Source organism: Rhizobium sp. R339 (assembly GCF_002211395.1).
In the GTDB taxonomy this organism is placed as follows: domain Bacteria; phylum Pseudomonadota; class Alphaproteobacteria; order Rhizobiales; family Rhizobiaceae; genus Rhizobium.
In genome coordinates, this window is record NZ_LOKV01000001.1 from 1,049,496 (window position 1) to 1,071,773 (window position 22,278).

Below are 22,278 nucleotides of genomic sequence, written 5' to 3' on the forward strand. Positions count from 1 at the left end.
ATGCATCTGCTTCTGGCCCAGCAGGGAACGATCAGCGACGGCGACGAGGCCATCGATCTCGGCCAGTCGCCGGGCGATATCCTGTTCCTGTCTGCCGCTGACACCGAGCTTGCGGCGATCGCCGCGGCTCATGCCGGCTGCGCGACGGGGCATTCGCTGCGGCTTGCGAGCCTGATGAGCCTCAAGCACCCGATGTCGGTCGATACCTATGTCGAGCGCACGGCGCGGCATGCGAAGCTTATCATCGTGCGGGCCCTGGGCGGGGCGAGCTATTTCCACTATGCGCTGGAGGCGCTGCACGCGGTAGCAGCCCGTAGCGGACCGCTGATTGCGGTGCTGCCGGGCGATGCGAAGCCGGATGCGGGACTGACGCCGTTTTCCAATGTGGCGCTGGACGATCTGAATGCTCTCTGGGGCTATCTGATCGAGGGTGGCGATGCCAATGCGCGGGGCTTCCTTGCCTATGCCTCGGCGATGCTTTCGGGAGAGGAAAAGCCTGCGCCGGCTGCGCCGCTGATGAAGGCGGGGATATGGTGGCCGGGGCGGGGATTGGTTGGAATCGACGGATGGAAGAGGCTTGTCTCGGGGGTTTCTTCCGCAGGCGTCGAGAGTGTGGCACCCCCCTCTGTCCTGCCGGACATCTCCCCCACAAGGGGGGAGATCGGCAAGCGGCAGGACCATCGCCCTACATCGGTTGTTTGGGGAGAAGCCCTCCACGATTCAATCTCCCCCCTTGTGGGGGAGATGTCCGGCAGGACAGAGGGGGGTATGGTAGCGGAGGAGGGATTTGAACCCCCGACAGTCGCCATCGCCTTCTATCGCGCCCTAGTGCAAAGCGGCGAAACCCGCCCCGTCGAAGCCATGATCGAAGCTTTGCAGGCTCAGGGTTTTCGCCCGCTGCCGGTCTTTGCCTACAGCCTTAAGGACCCGGTCTCCAAAGGTATTCTCGAATCCATCTTCGCCGAGCTGAAACCCGACGTCGTCATCAACACGACGGGCTTTGCCGTCTCCGCCCCCGGCGCCGATCGTCAGCCGACGGTGCTGGAGGCCAATGACGCCGTCATACTGCAGGCGATCTTTTCCGCTTCGTCGCGGGAAGCCTGGGCGGTCTCTTCGCAAGGGCTGTCGGCCCGCGATCTCGGCATGAATGTAGCCTTGCCGGAGGTGGATGGGCGTGTGCTGTCGCGCGCCGTCTCCTTCAAGGCGGCTGCCCGCTATGACGCTGCGGTCGAGGCCAATATCGTTTCCAGCGAGCCGGATGCCGGGCGTATGGCCTATGTCGCAGCCCTTGCCGGCAACTGGGCGCGGCTACGGCGGAAAACGACTGCCGAGCGGCGCGTCGCTCTGGTCATGGCGAATTATCCGAACCGTGATGGGCGGCTCGGCAATGGCGTCGGCCTCGATACGCCGGCCGGCACGATCGAGGTGATGCGGGCGATGGCGAAGGCCGGTTATCCCGTTGCCGACATCCCCGCCGATGGCGATGCGCTCATGCGGCATCTGATGGAGGGGCCGACCAATTCCGGCTTCGACGGCAAGGTGGTGCGCGAAACGCTTTCCCTGAGTCGATACAAGAGCTTCTTTGCATCTCTTCCCAAACAGATTCAGGATGAGGTGACGGCGCGCTGGGGCGATCCCGAGGCCGATCCCTATCTGCGCGAGGGCGCTTTCGCTCTGCCCTTTGCCCGGTTTGGTGGCTTGCTCGTCGGCATCCAGCCGGCGCGGGGCTACAATATCGACCCCAAGGAGAGCTACCATTCGCCGGATCTGGTGCCGCCGCATGGCTATTTCGCCTTCTATGCCTTCCTGCGTCAGGAGTTCGGGGCCGATGCTATCATTCACATGGGAAAGCACGGCAATCTGGAATGGCTGCCGGGCAAGGCGCTGGCGCTGTCGGAAAGCTGCTATCCCGAGGCCATCTTTGGACCGCTGCCGCATCTCTACCCCTTCATCGTCAACGATCCCGGCGAGGGCACGCAGGCGAAGCGCCGCACCGGTGCCGTCATCATCGACCATCTGACGCCGCCTTTGACGCGGGCGGAAAGCTATGGGCCGCTCAAGGATCTGGAGGCGCTGGTCGATGAATATTACGAGGCCTCGGGTGGGGATCCCAGGCGCATCCGGCTGCTGTCGCGGCAGATCCTTGAGCTTGTTGCCGATATAGGGCTCGACCGGGATGCGGGGATTGCCAAGGGTGAGAACGAAGGCGAAGCGCTGAAGAAGCTCGATGCCTATCTCTGCGATCTCAAGGAAATGCAGATCCGCGATGGGCTGCATGTGTTCGGAGTTTCGCCGGAAGGGCGGTTGCTGACAGATCTCACCGTGGCGCTGGCGCGGGTGCCGCGCGGGCTGGGTGAGGGTGGGGACGCGAGTTTGCAGCGGGCGATTGCTGGGGATGTGTTGAAAAACCCCTCCCCAACCCCTCCCCACAAGGGGGAGGGACTTGCCGTTGAGCGCGCGGTTACCTCTGAGATCAAAATCGATGACGAGACAGCGCGCTCAGCAAGCCCCTCCCACCCGTGGGGAGGGGTTGGGGAGGGGTCTTCTTTCGACCCTCTCGACTGCGACATGGCCGCCCCCTGGACCCGCCCACGACCACCAATCCTGGCCGATCTCCTCGACGCCCCCTGGCGCACCAACGGCGACACGGTCGAGCGCATCGAGCTGCTCGCCGCCAAGCTCGTGTCCGGCGAACTCGCCTGCCCAACCCTCTGGTCCCAGACCAAAGCGGTGCTCGACGAGATCGAAGCCCGTCTCAAGCCCTCCATCCTCGCTTGCGGCCCGGCCGAGATCGCCAGCCTGCTGCGTGGCCTCGATGGCCGTTTCGTGCCGCCCGGTCCTTCCGGTGCGCCGACGCGGGGGCGGCCGGATGTTTTGCCGACGGGGCGGAATTTCTATTCGGTGGACAGCCGCGCGGTGCCGACACCGGCGGCCTATGAGCTTGGGAAAAAGTCTGCTGAGCTGCTGATCCGCCGCTATGTGCAGGATCATGGCGAATGGCCCGTTTCCTTCGGGCTGACGGCCTGGGGCACCTCCAATATGCGCACCGGCGGCGATGACATCGCGCAGGCCTTGGCGCTGATCGGCGTCAAGCCGGTCTGGGACATGGCCTCGCGGCGCGTTACCGGCTACGAGGTCATTCCGCCGGCCATGCTGCGGCGGCCGCGCGTGGATGTGACGCTGCGGATATCCGGCTTCTTCCGCGATGCGTTTCCGGAGCAGATTGCGCTTTTCGACAAGGCGATCCGCGCCGTCGGCGCGCTGGATGAGGATGCGGCCGACAACCCGATCGCCGGGCGCATGCGCGGCGAAGCGGCGCGGCTCGCCACTGCCGGGCTCGACGAGAAGACGGCGGCGAAGCGGGCGGGATATCGCATCTTCGGGTCCAAGCCGGGTGCCTATGGCGCGGGTCTGCAGGCGCTGATCGACGAGAAGGGCTGGGAGCGGCGTGCGGATCTCGCCGAAGCCTATCTCGTTTGGGGCAGCTATGCCTATGGCGCGGGCGAAGAGGGGCAGGCCGAGCGCGGGGTGTTCGAGGAGCGGCTGCGCTCCATCCAGGCCGTCGTGCAGAACCAGGACAATCGCGAGCACGACCTGCTCGACAGCGACGATTACTACCAGTTCGAAGGCGGCATGGCGGCGGCGGCGGAAGCGCTCGCCGGTGAGCGGCCGGCGATCTACCACAATGATCATTCGCGGCCGGAAAAGCCGGTCATCCGCTCACTGGAAGAAGAGATCGGACGGGTGGTGCGCGGTCGCGTCGTCAATCCGAAGTGGATCGATGGCGTCATGCGCCACGGCTACAAGGGCGCTTTCGAGATATCAGCGACGGTCGACTATCTCTTCGCCTTTGCGGCGACGACGGGTGCGGTCGGCAGCCATCATTTCGAGGCGGTCTATCAGGCTTTTGTCGCCGATCCCAAAGTGCGCGATTTCATGGCCGAGAAGAACCCTGCCGCCCTTGCCGAAATGAAGGAGCGGCTGCTGGAGGCGATCGAGCGGCAGCTCTGGACGCCGCGCAGCAACTCGGCGCAATTCGATCTCACAGACATCAACGAAACCAAGAAAAGAGCAGGCAGCCAATCATGAGCGAAGAGCCAATCGTACCCGCCGAAAAGGACGATGCCCGTCATTCCGAGAAGATGGCGAAAAAGAAGGCCGCGCGCGACAAGATCATGGCGACCAAGACGGATGAGAAGGGGCTGATCATCGTCCATACCGGCAAGGGCAAGGGCAAGTCGTCAGCGGCCTTCGGCATGATCTTCCGCCATATCGCCCATGGCAAGCCTTCTGCCGTTGTGCAGTTCATCAAGGGGGCGATGTGGACGGGCGAGCGCGATCTGATCGAGAAGCATTTCTCCGATGTTTGCCAGTTCCACACGATGGGCGAGGGCTTTACCTGGGAAACGCAGGACCGGGCGCGCGACGTGGCGGCGGCCGGTGCTGCCTGGGAAAAGGCCAAGGAACTGATCCGCGACGGGCGCAATTCCATGGTGCTGCTCGACGAGATCAACATCGCACTGCGCTATGACTATCTCGACGTCAACGAGGTGGTGGCGTTCCTCAAAAACGAGAAGCCTTATATGACGCATGTCGTGTTGACGGGGCGCAATGCCAAGGAAGAGCTGATCGAGATCGCCGATCTCGTGACCGAGATGGAGCTCGTCAAACATCCCTTCCGCTCCGGCATCAAGGGGCAGCCCGGCGTGGAATTTTAAAAGAGTGCGGCGGAATTGCGCGGAAAAGCGTTTAATTCGCCAGATGGCCGCGCAGGATCGCGGCCGTTTCCTCATCGGCCGGGAAGAGCGTTTCGATCGCCAGTTCCGAGAGGGTGATATCGACTGGCGTGCCGAAGACGGTCGTCGTCGAGATGAATGAGAGCAGGCCGGCTTTCGTCGAAAGCTTCAGCGGAACGGCGATGCCGGCGAGGTCGGCATGGCGCTCGCCGGCAGCTTCGCGGGCGGGATAGGAGAGCAGTTCGCTCAACAGCTTTTCCAGCACGGGATCGCCCGAGACCGATATCTGCTGGCGTAGCCGATCCAGAAGATGGGCGCGCCACTCGGCGAAGTTGACGATATCGCGCGCAAGGCCCTGCGGATGCAGGCTGAGGCGCAGGACGTTGACCGGCGGCTCCAGCAAAGATCGATCGGCAACCGCCTGGAGCAGTGGCGCTATGGCGGCGTTTGCGGCTACCAGCGTCCAGTGACGGTCGATGGCGATGGCGGGGAAGGGCTCGTGGCCCTTCAGCACCATGTCGATGGCGCGCCGCGCCGGTTCCAGGGCGGGATCGTCCAGCCTGCGTTCGGCAAAGACGGGGGCGAAACCCGCGGCCAGCAGCAGCGGGTTCCGCTCGCGCAGCGGCACGCCGAGGCGTTCGGCCAGATGCAGCAGCATTTCGCGGCTCGGGGTCGAGCGCCCGCTCTCGATGAAGCTCAGGTGTCGTTGCGAGATTTCGGCTTCCAGCGCCAGATCGAGCTGGCTCATGCGGCGGCGCTGGCGCCATTCGCGCAGGTGATCTCCGAGAGAGCGGGCGGTCGGCGTCATCAGGCGGCTTCCGGCAATTGATCGATGAAGCCGCGCACCGCTTTGAGCTTGCCGTCTTCGAGTTCGGCAAAATCCGTGCCCTTGATCAGCGATTCGCCATTTTCCGGGCCAAGACCCCAGGAAAAGCGCAGGTGATCGCCGAAGCCATCGGCCGCGCCGATCAGGGCGAAGCGGAAGCCGGGAAAGCGGCTTTGCACGGCTTCGACCAGCGAATTGATCTGTTCATGGCCTTGTCCGCGCATCAGCGGATCGACATAGGTGGCCGCTTCCGTCCAGCTTTCGGCGATGAGAGCGCGGCGGTGCGTTGCATCCGTCTCGTTCCAGATCGCGATATAGCGTTCGGCGTTGGTCTTTGCGTCGTTCATCGGGTCATCTCCTTTTGACCGCCCGGCCATTCCAGGCAGCGCGATCATCGGCGAAGGCGGTGCACCCTATCAATTACGCCAGAGGTAATGGAAGGCTTTAGATCCCGAGCCAGACGCGCAGCGGGTTGGCGGGATCGGCGAGCAGCTTTACCGCGAGGGCGACGCAGACGATGACGAGCAGCGGCTTGATGAGCTTTGCGCCGATGCGCATGGCGAGCCGTGAGCCCAATTGCGCGCCGAGGAACTGGCAGACGCCCATCAGCAGGCCGATCTTCCAGAGGATCGCGCCGAAGCTTGCGAAGACGATCAGCGCGCCGAGGTTCGAGCCGAAATTGAGAAGCTTGGTATGGGCCGTCGCCTTCAGCACGCCGAAGCCGGCGAGGGTGACGAAGGCGAGCATGAAGAAGGAACCGGTGCCGGGACCGAAGACGCCGTCATAAAAGCCGATGGCCGGCACCAAGGTCATGCCGAAGACGAAAGGCGTGATGATCCGGTGTTTGTCGAGATCGTTGAGGTTCGGCTTGACGGCAAAGAAGATCGCAATCGCCAGTAGCAGCACCGGCATGATCGCCTGCAGCACCTCTCCGGGCACGATCGTCGCAAGGGCAGCGCCGATCGCTCCGCCCATCACGGCCGTCAGCGCCATCGGCAGCTGTTCGTGCAGCTGCACATGACCCTTGCGGGCATAGGCGAGCGTGGCGGAAGCGGCGCCGAAGATCGACTGCACCTTGTTGGTGCCGAGCGTCTGGAGCGGCGGAATGCCCGCAATCAACATGGCGGGGACGGTGATCAGGCCGCCGCCGCCGGCGATGGCATCGACGAAACCGGCGAAGAAGGCAGCCGCGCAGAGCAGCAGAAGCAGATGGAGGGCGATGTCAGGCAAGATGCTATTCCAGAAGGGCTTTCAGCCGGTCTTGTTGCATTTCCCCCTCCAAGCTGCAATGGCTGCGAGGACACAGCGCGGGCGCATTCGACGGCTTCCATGAGTGATATTTCTTTCGATAAAGCGAGGCGACATGTGCTCGGGCTCGGATGCGAGCGCGGGACGCCGCCTGCGGAGATGCTGGCGCTTGCGAACGCGGCGCTGAAGGCGGCCGGCATCGGCGAGTCGGAGCTTGCGGCCGTCGCTTCCATCGACAGCCGCGGGCAAGAAGCGGCGATCCTTGCCGTTGCGGCGCATTTTGGCACGCCTGCCGTTTTCTTCGATGCGGAGCGGCTGGAGCAGGAAACGCCGCGGCTCAAAAATCCCTCCGCCATCGTCTTTGCCCGCGTCGGCTGCCATGGCGTGGCGGAATCGGCAGCGCTTGCGGCCACCGGTGCGGATGGCGAACTGGTGCTCGGCAAAATCAAATCCGCGCATGCGACGGCGGCGATTGCCCGGATCGGGTTGCAGAAAGCCTGACGGTCGTTATGGTGGCGGCAATTCGCGGCGCCGTCCGGCACGTCAGCGATTCATATCTAGAGGACAATCATGCACAAGGTCATTTATGACACGGATCCCGGCGTCGATGACGCTATGGCGCTTCTTTTCCTGCACCGCCATCCCGAGATCGATCTGATCGGCATCACCACCGTTTTCGGCAATGCCTCGGTCGAGACGACGACGCGCAACGCGCTTTTCCTCAAGCGGGAATGGGATATTCAGGCGCCCGTCGCCAAGGGTGCGAGCGTCACCATCGATGCCGCGCGCGCCGAGCGGGAATGGCCTGCCATGGTGCATGGGGACAACGGCCTCGGCAATATCGAGGTGCCGCACACGATCGACCTGCCGCTCGATCCCCGGCCGGCGCACCGCTTCATCATCGACACGGTACGGGCCAATCCCGGCGAAGTCAGGCTGGTGGCCGTCGGCCGGATGACCAATCTGGCAATGGCGCTGAAGGAAGACCCGGAGATTGCCGGCCTGGTCAAGGATGTCGTCATCATGGGCGGCAATTTCTATGTGCCGGGCAATGTCTCGCCCGTCGCCGAGGCCAATATTCATGGTGATCCCGAAGCGGCTGACATCGTCATGACGGCGCCGTGGAAGGTGGTCGTCATCGGCCTCGACGTTACCTCGATCACCACGATGAGCCGCAGCTATCTCGGCGCAATGGCGGCCAAGGGCGACGCGGCGGTGAAACTGCTCGACGGGTTGTCGCAGCATTACATCGATTTCTACAGCCATGCGGTCGAGGACGGCATGATGGTGCATGACAGCTGCGCCGCCGTTTACGTCGTGGCGCCCGAGCTTTTCACCACGATCACCGGCGCGGTCCGCGTCGTCTGCGGCGGCATCGCCGATGGCCAGACGGTGATCAAGCCGGACAGCCGCCGCTTCCCGCCGGGTGACTGGGACGGCCTGCCGAGCCAGATTGTCGCCACGGGAATCGAGTCGGAGAAGGTGCTCGACCTGATCCGCGATACGCTGCTTCGGGCTTGACGGGCTTGAAGCTTGGCTGCATCGCGATCGGCCAAGGATTGCCGACGCAATTGCCAACGCCTCTTCCGTCATGCTCGGGCTTGTCCCGAGCATCTGCCTCCATTCGATAGGGCAGCAGATCCTCGGCACAAGGCCGAGGATGACGACGCGCGAGGAGGGGCGTTATTCACTAGAATATTCATAGCCTTGCCCGGGTTTTCCGAGAATTCGAATCCGCTTACTCGTAAAGTGAGTCGCCGCCGTCTCAGCAACTTCAAGTGAGGTGGCGCGGGCGGCGTTGACCTTGCTTCTTGCTGGGCCTAGATCAACACAATGATGAACAGCCCATTCTCACATTTGCCGGCGCTGGAGCCGGGCAGCGTCTGGCTCGTCGGGGCCGGTCCCGGCGATCCCGGCCTGTTGACGCTGCTTGCCGCCAAGGGATTGGCGGAGGCGGATGTGGTCGTGCACGATGCGCTGGTCAACGAGGACTGTTTGAAGTTCGCACGGCCGGGTGCAGAACTGGAATATGCCGGAAAGCGCGGCGGCAAGCCCTCCGCCAAGCAGCGGGATATTTCACTTCGGCTGGTGGAGCTGGCGCGCGCCGGCAAGCGGGTGCTGCGGCTGAAGGGGGGCGACCCCTTCGTCTTCGGGCGGGGCGGGGAAGAAGCGCTGACGCTGGTCGAGCACAACATTCCCTTCCGCATCGTGCCCGGCATTACCGCCGGCATCGGCGGGCTTGCCTATGCCGGCATTCCGGTCACGCATCGGGAGATCAATCACGCCGTGACCTTTCTCACCGGCCATGATTCCTCCGGGATCGTACCAGATGCGATCAATTGGGAAGCGATCGGCAAGGGGTCGCCCGTCATCGTGATGTACATGGCGATGAAGCATATCGCCCAGATCAGCGCCAATCTGATGGCGTCGGGCCGCCCGGCATCCGAGCCCGTGGCTTTCGTCTGCAATGCGGCGACCGGCGCGCAACAGGTGCTGGAGACGACGCTCGGCGAAGCGACCGATGCCGCTGTCGCCTCGGGGCTCGAGCCGCCGGCGATCGTCGTGGTCGGCGAGGTGGTGCGGCTCAGGGCCTCGCTCGACTGGCTCGGCGCCCTTGCGGGCAGGCGGCTGCAGCCCGATCCGTTCGGGCGCTCCGGCAAGGTGACGGCATGAGCGGCCTCCTGATCGCAGCTCCTTCCTCCGGCGCCGGCAAGACGACGGTGACGCTCGGGCTGCTGCGGGCGCTCCGGCGGCGCGGCGTGGCGATTGCGCCCGGCAAGGCCGGCCCTGACTACATCGATCCCGCTTTCCATGCCGCGGCGAGCGGCACGCCCTGCCTGAATTTCGACCCCTGGGCGATGCGCCCGGAACTGATCTCGGCCAATGCCGCGCTGCACCGTTCCGGCGACCGTATTCTCGTCATCGAGGCGATGATGGGCCTGTTCGACGGGGCGGCCGACGGGAAGGGGACGGCGGCCGATCTCGCCGCCCAACTCGGCCTTTCCGTCGTGCTCGTCGTGGATGCCTCGCGCATGTCGCAATCGGTCGCGCCGCTGGTCTCAGGCTTTGCCGGCTTCCGCGCCGATGTGCGCGTAGCCGGCGTCATCCTCAACAAGGTCGGCAGCGAGCGGCACGAAGCGATGCTGCGCCAGGCGCTGGAAGCGATCCGCATGCCTGTGATCGCGGTCATCGGCAGCGACAAGGCGCTTGCCTTGCCGGAGCGCCATCTCGGGCTCGTCCAGGCCGGGGAACATGCGACGCTCGAAAATTTCATCGACCATGCGGCGGATGCCGTCTCCGAAGAGTGCAATTTCGAATTCCTGCTGCGCATCGCAAGGCAAGGGCTCAACCGGCCGTCGGCCGCCAATATCGATCGGCTGATGCCGCTGGGTGCACGCATCGCCGTGGCGCGCGATATCGCCTTTGCCTTTTCCTATGAGCATATGTTGCTCGGCTGGCGCCGCCGGGGTGCTGCGATCTCCTTCTTTTCACCGCTTGCCGACGAGGCGCCAGCGCTGGATGCCGATGCGATCTATCTGCCCGGCGGTTATCCCGAGCTGCATGCCGGACGGCTGGCGAAGGCGCAGAATTTCCGTGCCGGCATGCTCGATGCGGCCGCGCGCGGCGTCAGGATCTACGGCGAGTGCGGCGGCTACATGGTGCTCGGCGACGGATTGATCGATGCGCAGGGCAAGCGCCATCAGATGCTCGGCCTGCTGCCTGTCGTCACCAGCTATGCCGAGCGAAAGCGCCATCTGGGCTATCGCCGTGTCGTGCCGCTCGACGGGGCCTTCTTCGCGCGGATGATGACGGCGCATGAATTCCACTATTCTACTGTCGTCTCCGAGGGTGAGGGGAAGCGGCTGTTTCAGGTACAGGATGCGCTCGGGACCGATCTAGGTGCCGCCGGGCTGAGATGCGGGCAGGTGGCGGGCTCCTATATGCATCTGATCGATCTTGCGAGAGCGGCCGCGTGAGCGCGCCGATCGCCCATGGCGGCGGCATTACCGCCGCTGCTGCTGCCTTCGGCGGAGCGCCGGAGGATTGGCTCGACCTTTCCACCGGCATCAATCCGTGCCCCGTCGCTCTGCCCGAGATCCCGGCAAGGGTGTGGCACCGGCTGCCGGACAGACATGTTTTCGACGAAGCACGGCGGGCGGCGCGCGATTATTACGGCAGCCGCGAAATCCTGCCGCTGCCGGTGCCGGGCACGCAATCGGCGATCCAGCTTCTGCCGCGGCTGTTGGCGGAGGATAGACAGGCCGTGGTGGCGGACCACAGGGTCGCGGTGGTGGCGCCCACTTACGGGGAATATGTACGCGCCTTCGCCTCGGCCGGTCTCGCCGTCGATACGGTTGGCGATATCGCCGCGATCGGCGAGGAACACAGGCTTGCCGTCGTCGTCAATCCCAACAACCCGGACGGGCGGGCATGGCCAGCTGAAAGGCTGATCGCGCTGCATGACAAGATGAAATCGCAAAACGGCTTGCTTGTCGTCGACGAGGCTTTTGGCGATCCCGATCCGGCGCTCAGCCTCGCGTCCCATGCTCAAGAGCTTCCCCATCTGGTGATCTTCCGCTCCTTCGGCAAGTTCTTCGGGCTCGCCGGCCTGCGGCTCGGTTTCGTGATTGCGCGCGGCGATATTCTTCAGCGTTTCGAGGAGTGGCTGGGGCCGTGGGCGGTTTCCGGTCCGGCGCTGTCGCTGGCCGCATCGCTGCTGCGCCAGGACGTTTCCGCCATTCGCGGCCGCATCGAGGAGCGGAGCGCCGGCCTGCAAGCGGTGCTGGCCGCATCAGGCCTGCGGATCGCAGGAGGAGCGGCGCTCTTTACCCTGGTTGCCGACCCCAGGGCCGGCAAGATTTACACGCATCTCTGCCGCCATCATATTCTCGTCCGCAAATTCGATTATGCGCCGGACTGGCTGCGTTTCGGGCTGACGCCCGATCCGGCTGCCGACAGGCGGCTTGGTGAAGCCCTTCAGAGTTTTGAGCGATGACGATCGACGAAAACCTTCTCGTGCTGCTCCTGGCATTGCTGCTCGACCGGATCCTCGGTGATCCGCAATGGCTGTGGTCGCGCTTGCCGCATCCGGTCGTCCTGTTCGGCGAGGCGATCTCCTTTGCCGACCGGCAGCTGAACAGCGTGAGCCTGACAGGGTCGCAACGGCGGATGAACGGCGTGGCGGCCATTGTGGCGCTGCTTTTGGTGGCCATTATCGCGGGCTTCGCCTTCGACCGGTTCTTCGCGCTTTTCGGCCTTGCCGGCATCCTGCTCGAAACCGCGCTGGTCGCGATCTTCCTGGCGCAGAAGAGCCTTGCCGACCACGTCTCGGCGGTCGCGGCGGCGCTTCGTCACGAGGGGATCGCCGGCGGGCGGGCTGCCGTTTCGCGCATCGTCGGGCGCGATCCCGAGACATTGGATGAGCCCGCCGTCTGCCGGGCGGCAATCGAAAGCCTTGCGGAAAATTTCTCCGATGGCGTCGTGGCGCCGGCGCTCTGGTACGCCGTCTTCGGCCTGCCGGGGCTGCTGGCCTACAAGATGCTGAACACGGCGGATTCGATGATCGGCCACAAGTCGGAGAAATACATCGATTTCGGCTGGGCTGCCGCCCGGCTCGACGATCTCGCCAACTGGCCGGCCGCCCGGTTCTCCATCCTGCTCATCGCCGCCGGCGCCTGGCTGCGGCGCGGCACCAGCGCCTGCCGCGAGGCCATCCGCGTGGCGATACGCGACGGCGGCCTGCATCGCTCGCCGAATTCCGGCCGCCCGGAAGCGGCCATGGCAGGCGCTCTGAACGTCCAACTCGCCGGCCCCCGCATCTACGGCGGCGTGATCGTGACCGAGCCGATGATCAACAATGCCGGCCGCGACGTTGCGACATTGCGTGATATCGAGGACGGCGTGTCGGTGTTTCATGCCAGCTGCATGGTACTGGCGGGGGTGACCTTCGGGTTGTTTCTGTGTTTTCTGTAGGGTGTGCGGTTGGGACACCCCAGTGGACACATCAGCCTCAAAGGTTTATGCGAGGCGCCTCATATCTCCATCTGACCGGAAAAGAGCGATGACAGTTCAGGTTGAATTACCGTGCCCGAAGTGCAAGAGCACCAAGATGAAGTTCGAGCGGCCCGAGATCCGCGAGACCGATATCATCAGCTGTGCGGCCTGCGGGCATAAGCTCGGCACGATGGCTTCGATCCGCGAGCGAATGAACAAGGCCTATCAGCAGATGAAGCGGCCTTCCGCGGCGCCGAAGCTTCAGTGAGCGGGTGCCGCTGTCCGGCGGCATTTTGTTGCTGCTTCGGCCCGTTAGAATTGTGATTACCATTCGGGTTAAAGCAATTTAGAAAGTATCGTCGTAGTCTCTTCCTCGTGAGGGCGCAATTATAACTGCGCGGGTGCGAAGAGGGGCTATCATGAAGACGATTTTGGCGGCCGCGGCCGCAAGTTTATTGCTGCAGTTTTTCCCCGTTGCTGCCGAGGCGGCAAATCTGGTTGCCAATATCAGCATCGGCAAGCAGACGATGACCGTCAGCGAGAACGGCTTCGTCAAATATCGCTGGAAGGTTTCGACGGCGCGCCGCGGCTATATCACGCCGACCGGCTCGTGGAGAGCCAAATGGCTGTCGCGCGATCACCGCTCGCGCAAATACGACAATGCGCCGATGCCCTATGCCGTGTTCTTCAACGGCGGTTACGCGGTTCACGCCACTTTCGACCTGAAACGGCTGGGCACGCCGGCCTCGCACGGCTGCGTGCGCCTGCATCCCGACAATGCGGCGCAGTTCTTCTCGCTGGCGCGCCAGGCCGGGCTTGCCAATACGCGGGTGGTGATCACGCGGTAATCCGCTCGAGCTCATCCATGTCGGGGACGACGATGTGCCTGGATTTCTCGATCAGGATGACGCCGCACTTCCGCAATCTGGTCATCTGGCGGCTGACGGTTTCGATCGTCAACCCGAGGAAATCGGCGATCTCGGCGCGTGAGAGCGGCAGATCGAAGGCGGTGCTTGTCGCCGTCTGCGGTTCGGCATGGGTGGCGATGAGATGGAGCAGGCTTGCGACCTTCTCTTCCGCCGTGCGCCGGCCGAGCGTCAGCATCCATTCGCGCGCCGCGTCCAGCTCCTTCAGCGCCTGATCGTGCAGGCTGCGTTGCAGCTCCGGCGTCTCCGCTATCATGCGGTCGAGCAGATTGCGGGGGAAGACGCAGATTTCGACATTGGTCGCGGCCTCAGCCGACAAGGTGCTCTCGCGCACAAAGGGTCTGCCGACGAAATCGGGCGCAAATTGCAGCCCGACGATCTGCTGGCGCCCATCCGGCATGACCTTGCAGAGCTTCACGACGCCGCGCATGATGTTCGAATAGAAAGACGTCTCCGCCCCTTGCGCAATGATTTCAGCGCCGGCATCGACCTTGCGGCGCAGCGAGTGGCGGCCGAGTTCCTTCAATTGGTGGTCGGACAGGGCGCCGCAGACGACGCCGTGCCGCGCCTGGCAGGAGCTGCAGGCAACAGGCGTGCCGGCATGGAAAACCTCACTGCGTGCGACGTCCATTATCCTGATCCCTTCGAAATCCCAACATGCCTGGCATCTCCACCAACGATTACGCCGAGGATGCGGGCTCGGCTATCCCGATTTCTTTCAGCGCGGCTTGATTTTTCCTCACTGTCGCGACTTGATCCAGATCAAATCTTTCGGGCTTGGCAGTGGGCTGCGGCGGCGTCTGCGGGTCTCGATTCGGCTGGGTCTCCGGGTGTTGCAGGCGGGACGCGGCCTCGCCCGCCGCCTCGGCGCTTGTAAATGCTCCATTCCATTGCTGTTTAGGCAACACCTCATTGCCAAATTGCCGCAACGCCCGGACGAAAGCATTGGCTTTTGAAATGGATTTGCCTATGAGGGGGTTTAAATCGTCATTTCATGAGGTACAGCGCGTGACCGCTACATTCGATAAAGTTGCCGACATTATTGCAGAAACCAGCGAGATCGATCGCGCCACGATCACGCCGGAGAGCCATACGATCGACGACCTTGGTATCGACAGCCTTGATTTCCTCGACATCGTCTTTGCGATCGACAAGGAATTCGGCATCAAGATCCCGCTCGAAAAGTGGACGCAGGAAGTCAACGAAGGCAAGGTTTCCACCGAAGAATATTTCGTGCTGAAGAACCTCTGTGCCAAGATTGACGAGCTCAAAGCAGCCAAGGCCTGAGCACATACCAGTCTTTTTTTGAACGCCCTGCCGCCCTTGATATGGCGGCCGGGCGGTTTCGTTCCTAGATCAGTTCAGATTCGCACTTCCGGACGGAAAACCGCTTCGCACTTTTCCTGGAATTGCTCTAAGTAGGCGTCACCGGCGGGCGGATTTTGCCCGTCGGGCCGGAGGATCCGAATGCTGCTGGAATATTTCCAGATGATTGACCGCGTCGAAGCGGTGGACCTGAAGAAGGGCACGCTTGCGGCTCGATCCGTCGTGCCGGCCAAGAGCCCCGTCTTCGAAGGCCATTTTCCCGGCATGCCGCTCGTTCCCGGCGTGCTTCTGATCGAGACCATGGCGCAGGCCTCCGGCATGCTCGTGCTTGCCGCCACCAATTTTGCCGCCATGCCCTTCCTGATGTCGGTCGACGGCGCCAAGATGCGCACCTTTGTCGAGCCCGAAGCCGTGCTCGACATTGAGGCGGTGCTGGAGCACGACGGTTCGGGCTTCGCGGTCACCAAGGCCAAGATCACCAGCGGCGGCAAGAAGGTCTGCGATGCGCAGCTGAAATTGCGCACCATGCCCTTCAGCGAGGTTCCGCTCGGCGATATCGTGAAAAAACGCGCCGGCGAGGTCGGGCTTCTCGAAGCGATCGCAGCGCAGGGAGTGATTGGATGAGCAAGGCCGCAAACGACGTCGTCATTTCGGGCGTCGGCATCGTCACCTGTCAGGGCGTCGGCAAGGACGCGCATATCGCGCTGCTTTCGGCCGAAAGCGCGCCGAAGGCGATCGTTGAAACCGAGAAGTTCAAACCCTATCCGGTGCATCCGTTGCCCGAGATCGACTGGTCGCAGCAGATCGCCAAGCGCGGCGACCAGCGCCAGATGGAAAACTGGCAGCGCATCGGCGTCTTTGCAGCGGGCCTGGCGCTCGACGATGCCGGCTTCAAGGACAATATTGAGGCTTGCGGCACGATGGACATGATCGTGGCGGCCGGCGGCGGCGAGCGCGACATCAATGTCGATACGCTGATCGTCGACGAAGGCCTGAAGCGCAACGACCGCGAATTGCTGCTCAATGAGAAGCTGACGACGGAGCTGAGGCCAACTCTGTTCCTGGCGCAGCTTTCCAACCTGCTCGCCGGCAATATTTCCATCGTTCACAAGGTCACCGGCTCCTCGCGCACCTTCATGGGCGAGGAAGCATCCGGCGTTTCTGCCGTCGAGACGGCCTTCTGGCGCATCCGGTCCGGCGAATCCACCCATGCGCTGGTCGGCGGCGCCTTTGCCGCCGAACGCCCCGACATGATCCTGCTCACCGAAGCGATCGGCGCGCATACGCGCGGCGAATGGGCGCCGCTCTGGTCGCGCTCGGGCCTCGAGGGCGGCGGCATGATCACCGGTTCGGCCGGCGTCTTCCTGGTGCTGGAATCGCGCAAGCATGCGCAGGAGCGCGGCGCGCATATCTATGCAACGATCAGCGCCGTCGAAGGCGACCGCGGCAATCGCGCTGCCGGCAATTTCGAAGTGCGGATGGAGCGGCTGCTGAAGCCTGCCGCCGACCTGCCGCCAGAGAGCACGGCGATCTTCTCCGGCTCGACAGGCATGCACGAGATCGCCGCCCGGGAAAAGGCGGTGCTGGAGCATCAGCTTCCGGGTGCCGCGATCCGCGGCTTCGGCGGGATTTCCGGTCACACGATCGAGGCGCATTTCCCGCTGGGGCTGGCGCTCGCAGCCCTTGCCATCGATACCAAGGCCAAGGTTCCGCCCTTCGACGCCGCTCATGAAGCGCCGCTGAAGGCGGGTACGAAAGCCGCCGTCGTAACGACAGTCGGACACCAGCGCGGCGAGGGCGTCGCCGTTCTTTCCGCAGAGGCGTGAGGAGAGAGATATGACAGATTCCGCTTACAAGGATCATCTCGGCCGGCCGATCGTCGCAGTGACCGGCATGGGCATCATCACGTCGCTCGGCCAGGGCCTGAAGGACAACTGGGCGGCGCTTTCTTCCGGCACTTCGGGCATCCATGCGATCAACCGTTTTCCCACAGAAGGCCTGTCGACACGGATCGCCGGCACGGTCGATTTCATCGACATTCCAGTGCCGAACGCCGTCGAGCGCTCCTATGCCTTCGCGCGCGAGACGACCATCGAGGCGCTGGCAGACGCTGGCATTTCAGGCGATTTCAACGGCCCCCTTTTCCTTGCCGCGCCGCCGATCGAGCCGGAATGGAGCGCCCGTTTCGAGCTTGCCGACCGTTCGCCGGCTGCCGACCATCCGGGTGACGCCTATGAGCGCTTCCTGACGGCGCTGCGCCAGCGGCCGGATCCAGCCTTCCACGAGGCGGCCCTGTTCGGTGCGATTTCCGAGCGCCTCGCCGACCGGTTCGGCACACGCGGCCTGCCTGTGACCCTGTCGACGGCCTGCGCCTCCGGCGTCACCGCGATCCAGCTCGGCATCGAGGCGATCCGCCAGGGCCGCACCGACCGGGCACTGACGGTTGCGACGGACGGGTCGCTGAGCGCCGAAGCGCTGATCCGCTTCTCGCTGCTGTCGGCCCTTTCGACGCAGAACGACCCGCCGACCAAGGCCTCCAAGCCGTTCAGCAAGGATCGTGACGGCTTCGTCATCGCCGAGGGTGCTGCGACGCTGGTGCTGGAATCGCTGGAATCGGCGGTCGCTCGCGGCGCCAAGGTGCTCGGCATCATGAAAGGCGCCGGCGACAAGGCCGACAGCTTCCACCGCACCCGGTCTTCGCCCGACGGCGGCCCGGCGATCGCGACGATCCGCGCGGCGCTTGCCGATGCAGGCATCGATGAGAGCGGCATCGGCTATATCAACGCGCACGGCACTTCGACGCCTGAAAACGACAAGATGGAATATGGCTCGATGTCCGCCGTCTTCGGCGATAAGCTGGTCGGCATTCCGGTGTCGTCCAACAAGTCGATGATCGGCCATACGCTGACGGCGGCCGGCGCGGTCGAAGCGGTGTTCTCGCTGCAGACGATGCTGACGGGCACGCTGCCGCCGACGATCAACTACAACAATCCCGATCCGTCGATCGTGCTCGATGTCGTGCCGAACAAGAAGCGGGAAGCCCAGGTTTCGGCCGTACTTTCCAACTCCTTCGGTTTCGGCGGGCAGAATGCCAGCCTTGTCATGGCGCTCGAACCGGCTTAGAGACCCTCCTTGATTTTGGGACGAAGTGGTTTTTGACGTCATCCTCGGGCTTGTCCCGAGGATGTACTTGCGTCACTCAATGACCGCTGGCAGATGCTTGGGACAAGCCCGAGCATGACGACGATCCACGTAGAAGAAAGAATTATACATCATGCGCGCGCTGCAACTGATCGATGACCGCAAGCTTGAGATCACCGACCTGCCGGAACCGGATGCGCCTGCCGCGGGCGAAGTGACGCTTCGCGTCAAGGCGGTGGCGCTCAACCATATCGACGTCTGGGGCTGGCGCGGCATGGCGTTTGCCAAGCGCAAGATGCCGCTCGTCATCGGCGCGGAAGCCTCCGGCGTCGTCGAAGCGATCGGGCCTGGTGTCGCCAACGTGCTGCCGGGTCAGCTCGTCTCGATCTACGGCGCGCGCACCTGCGGGCTCTGCCGCCCCTGCCGCGAAGGCCGCGACAATCTCTGCGAACATGTTTCCGGCGTGCACGGTTTCCATCTCGACGGCTTTGCGCAGGAGAAGGTGAACCTGCCGGCGCGCCTGCTCGTTCCGGCCCCTCCCGGAGTGGATGCGATCGGCGCCGCACTCGCGCCCGTCACCTTCGGCACCGTCGAACACATGCTCTTCGACAACGCCAAGCTCGAGCCGGGTGAAACGATCCTCGTCCACGCCGGCGGCTCCGGCATCGGCACGGCGGCGATCCAGCTTGCCAAGAAGATCGGCTGCACCGTCATCACCACTGTCGGCTCCGACGACAAGATCGAAAAGGCCAAGGCGCTCGGCGCCGATCACGTCATCAACTACCGCACCGACCGCTTCGAAGGCGTAGTGCGCAAGCTCACCAAGAAGAAGGGCGTCGACGTCGTCTTCGAACATGTCGGCAAGGATACCTGGGCCGGTTCGATGCTTTGCATGAAGCGCGGCGGGCGTCTCGTCACCTGCGGCTCGACTTCGGGCGTATCAACCGAGATGAACCTGATGATGCTGTTCCAGCAGCAATTGAAGCTCTTCGGCTCCTTCGGCTGCCGCATGGAGAACATGGCGGATGCCATGCAGAAGATGGGCCGCGGGCTCGTCCATCCGGTCATCGACACCGAAGTCAGCTTCGATGATATCGACCGGGCGCTGGAGCGGATGGAAACGCGCCAGATCTTCGGCAAGATCATCCTGAAGATGGATTGAGCGCACGTGAAGCTGATCATCACGCGGATCGTCCTGGCGCTCAGGAATTTCCAGCAATGGCTGGTGGCGCAGGTGATGTTCGGCTTCCTGAACCTGCTGAAGCTGTTTCCGGCCGATGGCGCGATCCGTTTTGCCGATAAGGTGATGCGTCGCCTCGGCCGGCGGACCCGCCGCCACAGGCTGATGCTGACCAACCTGCGCAACGCCTTTCCCGAGAAGAGCGAGGCCGAGATCGAGAAGATCGCGCTCGCCAGCTGGGGCAATATGGGAAGGCTTGCAGCCGAATATGTCTTCCTCGACCAGCTGTTCGATTACGATCCCGAAAAATCGGAGCCGGGCAGGGTGGAAGTGTCGGGCATTCCGATCTTCCTCGACCTGCGTGACAATCCGCGCCCCTTCATCGTCTTCACCGGCCATACCGCCAATTTCGAGCTGTTGCCGGTGGCGGGTGCGGCCTTCGGGCTGACGGTGACGGTGCTCTTCCGGCCGCCGAACAACCCTTACGTCGCCAAGAAGGTGTTCGACTTCAGAAGCGCCCGCATGGGCAAGCTGGTGCCGTCGCATGCCGGCTCTTCCTTCGCGCTGGCGCGCCAGCTGGAAGCGGGCCAGGGGGTGGGCGTGCTCGTCGACCAGAAATTCGGCAAGGGGCTGAAAGGCACCTTCTTCGGGCGCGAGGTGAAGACCAATCCGCTGTTGCCGAAGTTGGTGCGCCAGTTCGATTGCGAGGTCTATCCGGCGCGCTGCATTCGCCTGCCGGGGAATCGCTATCGGCTGGAAATCGAGCGGCGGCTGGAGATGCCGCGCGACGAAAGAGGCAATCTCGACCTGCCGGCCGCCGCCCAGCTGCTGAACGACAAGGTGGAAAGCTGGGTGCGGGAATATCCCGAACAGTGGCTCTGGTATCACGACCGCTGGCAGATCAAGAAGACGCTCACGTAAGAAAAGATCCACCCCCCATTTATCAGCGGTGAAAAGCGGCAGGTGCTCTCGGATTGAAACCGAGTACACTTCATGTTACCCGTCACCACCAATACGCGAATATAATCAACTGTAAGGCGCATTTTGGGAAAATGCAGCCACCTCAATTCTGGACACGCCACTTGGGACAATGGAGTGAGGCGTCTTGCTGGAGCTTTTTCGAGCCTTTTCCTTGCGTTGCACGCAAATAGAAGAAGCGATACGCCTGGGTGACGACCAGCGCGTCATGTCGCTCGACCGGCATGTCGAGCCGCTGGTAGAGGCGATCCTGGCATGCCGGGCAACGAATCTGCTCGAAGTTTATATGCAGTTGCAGTTCGTCAGCCATCTCATCGCCCGGGACGCCGACGACAGTGCCAGCGTCAGGGAACACACGGCGGTGCTTTCCTACCTGCTTGACTGCTATTTCGGCACGCACGCGCCGGACTGGCGGGTGCCTTCACCGCAGGATGTGCGCATCGAGCCGCCGGCAGCCTATATACCCGACACCGACAACGGCCAGTTCCTCAATGCGGCGATCCTCGAAAGCCTGCCGGATCGGGTGGCGGTGCTGACCAGGGACTACCGCTACCTCTATTCCAATGCCGCGAACAGCGCTTATCTCGACAGGAAGCCGATGGAGCTCATCGGCCGCCACATTTCCGAATTCATCGGCGAGGAACGTTTTGCCGGATGCGCCAGGCACAAGCTGGACGCCTGCTTTGCCGGCGAGCAGATCGACTACACCTACGAGCGGGCAACCGGCGACGGCGCATCGCGGCAGGTGCGCTGTCGCATGTCGCCGCTGCGCGATGCGGGCGGCACGGTGATCGGCGCTCTGATCGTCATGGATCGTTAGAGCCTTTCCTGGTTAGATTGAAGCATTCTGCCGGAGCAGGTTTTCGTCAGGGCAGAGGCGATTGGCGACGGGCATACCCCCAGGTACGTCCGAGCCGATCGCCTCTGATCCTGGCGGAAAGATGTCCGGCCCTTCGGGTTGGCTGAAACGGGCCGGCTGATCGACCGGCCGGCTTGGCCGTAGAACAGGGCTACGACGCGCGCCGGCCGGTCGACCATCCGACTCCGTTTGAGCCAACAGAATGCTTCAATCTAACCAGGAAAGGCTCTAGCCCGACCTATGCAGCCGCCCAGACGGCGAGCTCGTAGCCGTCGCGGTCGAGGAAGTGGAAGCGGCGGCCGCCGGGAAAATCGGTGATTGGCCGGCAGATCGTGCCGCCGGCCCTTTCGACCGAGGTCAACACCTCTTCCAGATTCGTGGCATAGACGACGACCAGCGGGCCGCCCGGCCGCACGGGGCCGAAATCGGTGAAGCCGCCCTTCAGCCGCCCGTCGTCGAATTCGCAGTAGTTCGGGCCGTAATCGGTGAAGCGCCAGCCGAAGGCCGAACCGTAAAAGGCCTTGGCGGCGGCGATGTCGGCGACGTTGAATTCGACGTAATCGATGCGGCGGTCATTGTGTTCTGATTTGTCGGCCATCTATCTCTCCATCAGGGCTTTCAGCATGACGAGATCCTTCTCTATGTGAGCCGCATCGGCGGCAAACTGCGCATCGGTCATGCCGGGAAGGCGCAGCAGCGTGAACATGACCTCGCAGCCATCGCCGTTCGGCACGATGCGCAGGGCATTATAAACCCTGAGGCCGGATTCGATCGTCACCGTATGGTCGATCACGCCGAATTCATTGGCCGGAACGAAGCTCACCTTGATGGTGCCGAGAGGGCCTTGGGCGACCCAGTCGGCGCCGTCGGCCTCCAGGCCGCTCGCAAGGCCGGAGGCCCAGAGCGGCATGTTCTCCGGCTTGCCGGCGAAGTCGTAGACGTCGCGCCAGTCGCGCTCGATCGATCGGTGGATGATTCTTGCGGGCATCGTCGACATGATGTGCAGGTCCTTGATATTGGTCTCGCGAAAATAACAGGCCGGCCCGAGGCGTCTTGAACAAAAC

At 63.5% G+C, this 22,278-nt stretch carries 23 protein-coding genes; 17 read left to right on the top strand and 6 right to left on the bottom strand.

The window, feature by feature from the left end; genetic code table 11:
* Entirely contained in the window at nucleotides 1-4,089 is a 4,089-nt protein-coding gene (gene cobN / locus ATY76_RS05235; RefSeq protein WP_088673657.1) for a cobaltochelatase subunit CobN, read from the top strand.
* A complete protein-coding gene (cobO, locus tag ATY76_RS05240) occupies nucleotides 4,086-4,718 on the top strand; it encodes a cob(I)yrinic acid a,c-diamide adenosyltransferase (RefSeq protein WP_088673658.1) in 633 nt (210 codons plus the stop codon). Before cobN ends, cobO begins: the two co-directional genes overlap by 4 nt.
* Nucleotides 4,719-4,749: 31 nt before the next feature.
* Here the strand turns inward: cobO and ATY76_RS05245 are convergent, their stop codons facing one another.
* The 3 genes from ATY76_RS05245 to ATY76_RS05255 are packed head-to-tail and all read right to left on the bottom strand — an operon-like array spanning nucleotide 4,750 to nucleotide 6,792.
* Nucleotides 4,750-5,544 (bottom strand): helix-turn-helix transcriptional regulator, encoded by a 795-nt coding sequence (locus tag ATY76_RS05245; RefSeq protein ID WP_088673659.1) that lies wholly within the window; start codon nucleotides 5,542-5,544, stop codon nucleotides 4,750-4,752.
* Entirely contained in the window at nucleotides 5,544-5,957 is a 414-nt protein-coding gene (locus ATY76_RS05250) for a nuclear transport factor 2 family protein (RefSeq protein ID WP_190233591.1), read from the bottom strand. The genes ATY76_RS05245 and ATY76_RS05250 overlap by 1 nt, the downstream gene beginning before the upstream one ends.
* A 49-nt stretch (nucleotides 5,958-6,006) precedes the next feature.
* Nucleotides 6,007-6,792 (bottom strand): TSUP family transporter, encoded by a 786-nt coding sequence (locus tag ATY76_RS05255; protein WP_088673661.1) that lies wholly within the window; start codon nucleotides 6,790-6,792, stop codon nucleotides 6,007-6,009.
* 99 nt (nucleotides 6,793-6,891) lie between these two features.
* Between ATY76_RS05255 and ATY76_RS05260 the strand changes: the two genes are divergently transcribed.
* The 8 genes from ATY76_RS05260 (at nucleotide 6,892) to ATY76_RS05295 (ending at nucleotide 13,652) form a co-directional block, all read left to right on the top strand.
* Entirely contained in the window at nucleotides 6,892-7,311 is a 420-nt protein-coding gene (locus ATY76_RS05260) for a cobalamin biosynthesis protein (protein WP_088673662.1), read from the top strand.
* A gap of 69 nt (nucleotides 7,312-7,380) precedes the next feature.
* Nucleotides 7,381-8,331, top strand: coding sequence for a nucleoside hydrolase (locus tag ATY76_RS05265; RefSeq protein ID WP_088673663.1), 951 nt, complete (start codon nucleotides 7,381-7,383; stop codon nucleotides 8,329-8,331).
* A 312-nt stretch (nucleotides 8,332-8,643) separates the two neighbouring features.
* Entirely contained in the window at nucleotides 8,644-9,483 is an 840-nt protein-coding gene (gene cobA, locus ATY76_RS05270; protein ID WP_088673664.1) for a uroporphyrinogen-III C-methyltransferase, read from the top strand.
* Nucleotides 9,480-10,787: a cobyrinate a,c-diamide synthase gene (locus ATY76_RS05275; RefSeq protein ID WP_088673665.1), complete on the top strand. Its 1,308-nt coding sequence runs from the start codon at nucleotides 9,480-9,482 to the stop codon at nucleotides 10,785-10,787. Before cobA ends, ATY76_RS05275 begins: the two co-directional genes overlap by 4 nt.
* On the top strand, nucleotides 10,784-11,806 hold the full coding sequence (cobD, locus tag ATY76_RS05280) for a threonine-phosphate decarboxylase CobD (protein ID WP_088673666.1): 1,023 nt from the start codon (nucleotides 10,784-10,786) through the stop codon (nucleotides 11,804-11,806). Before ATY76_RS05275 ends, cobD begins: the two co-directional genes overlap by 4 nt.
* Nucleotides 11,803-12,783 carry an adenosylcobinamide-phosphate synthase CbiB gene (gene cbiB, locus ATY76_RS05285; protein ID WP_088673667.1) on the top strand — a complete coding sequence of 327 codons (981 nt, stop codon included), beginning with the start codon at nucleotides 11,803-11,805 and terminating at the stop codon, nucleotides 12,781-12,783. Before cobD ends, cbiB begins: the two co-directional genes overlap by 4 nt.
* An 88-nt stretch (nucleotides 12,784-12,871) precedes the next feature.
* A complete protein-coding gene (locus ATY76_RS05290) occupies nucleotides 12,872-13,072 on the top strand; it encodes a hypothetical protein (RefSeq protein WP_088673668.1) in 201 nt (66 codons plus the stop codon).
* Between the two features lie 151 nt (nucleotides 13,073-13,223).
* Nucleotides 13,224-13,652 (top strand): L,D-transpeptidase, encoded by a 429-nt coding sequence (locus tag ATY76_RS05295; protein WP_088673669.1) that lies wholly within the window; start codon nucleotides 13,224-13,226, stop codon nucleotides 13,650-13,652.
* Here the strand turns inward: ATY76_RS05295 and ATY76_RS05300 are convergent.
* Nucleotides 13,642-14,361 (bottom strand): Crp/Fnr family transcriptional regulator, encoded by a 720-nt coding sequence (locus tag ATY76_RS05300; protein ID WP_088673670.1) that lies wholly within the window; start codon nucleotides 14,359-14,361, stop codon nucleotides 13,642-13,644. The genes ATY76_RS05295 and ATY76_RS05300 overlap by 11 nt on opposite strands.
* 377 nt (nucleotides 14,362-14,738) lie before the next feature.
* On the opposite strand from ATY76_RS05300, the gene ATY76_RS05310 reads away from it, so the two are divergent.
* The 7 genes from ATY76_RS05310 (at nucleotide 14,739) to ATY76_RS05340 (ending at nucleotide 21,175) form a co-directional block, all read left to right on the top strand.
* Nucleotides 14,739-15,017 carry an acyl carrier protein gene (locus ATY76_RS05310; protein ID WP_003540486.1) on the top strand — a complete coding sequence of 93 codons (279 nt, stop codon included), beginning with the start codon at nucleotides 14,739-14,741 and terminating at the stop codon, nucleotides 15,015-15,017.
* A gap of 180 nt (nucleotides 15,018-15,197) precedes the next feature.
* A complete protein-coding gene (locus tag ATY76_RS05315; protein WP_088673672.1) occupies nucleotides 15,198-15,680 on the top strand; it encodes a 3-hydroxyacyl-ACP dehydratase FabZ family protein in 483 nt (160 codons plus the stop codon).
* Nucleotides 15,677-16,882: a beta-ketoacyl-ACP synthase gene (locus tag ATY76_RS05320; RefSeq protein WP_088673673.1), complete on the top strand. Its 1,206-nt coding sequence runs from the start codon at nucleotides 15,677-15,679 to the stop codon at nucleotides 16,880-16,882. Before ATY76_RS05315 ends, ATY76_RS05320 begins: the two co-directional genes overlap by 4 nt.
* A 10-nt stretch (nucleotides 16,883-16,892) precedes the next feature.
* Complete coding sequence (locus ATY76_RS05325; RefSeq protein WP_088673674.1) at nucleotides 16,893-18,179, top strand: beta-ketoacyl-ACP synthase; 1,287 nt, start codon at nucleotides 16,893-16,895, stop codon at nucleotides 18,177-18,179.
* Between the two features lie 151 nt (nucleotides 18,180-18,330).
* Nucleotides 18,331-19,359 carry a zinc-binding dehydrogenase gene (locus ATY76_RS05330; RefSeq protein ID WP_056814790.1) on the top strand — a complete coding sequence of 343 codons (1,029 nt, stop codon included), beginning with the start codon at nucleotides 18,331-18,333 and terminating at the stop codon, nucleotides 19,357-19,359.
* A gap of 6 nt (nucleotides 19,360-19,365) precedes the next feature.
* Complete coding sequence (locus tag ATY76_RS05335) at nucleotides 19,366-20,298, top strand: lipid A biosynthesis lauroyl acyltransferase (protein WP_088673675.1); 933 nt, start codon at nucleotides 19,366-19,368, stop codon at nucleotides 20,296-20,298.
* A gap of 184 nt (nucleotides 20,299-20,482) precedes the next feature.
* A complete protein-coding gene (locus ATY76_RS05340) occupies nucleotides 20,483-21,175 on the top strand; it encodes a PAS domain-containing protein (protein ID WP_088673676.1) in 693 nt (230 codons plus the stop codon).
* Between the two features lie 277 nt (nucleotides 21,176-21,452).
* Here ATY76_RS05340 and ATY76_RS05355 read toward each other — a convergent pair whose 3' ends face one another.
* Nucleotides 21,453-21,812 carry a VOC family protein gene (locus tag ATY76_RS05355; RefSeq protein ID WP_088673677.1) on the bottom strand — a complete coding sequence of 120 codons (360 nt, stop codon included), beginning with the start codon at nucleotides 21,810-21,812 and terminating at the stop codon, nucleotides 21,453-21,455.
* Nucleotides 21,813-22,211, bottom strand: a complete 399-nt coding sequence (locus ATY76_RS05360) for a polyketide cyclase (protein ID WP_088673678.1) — start codon at nucleotides 22,209-22,211, stop codon at nucleotides 21,813-21,815.
* Nucleotides 22,212-22,278: the final 67 nt, after the last annotated feature.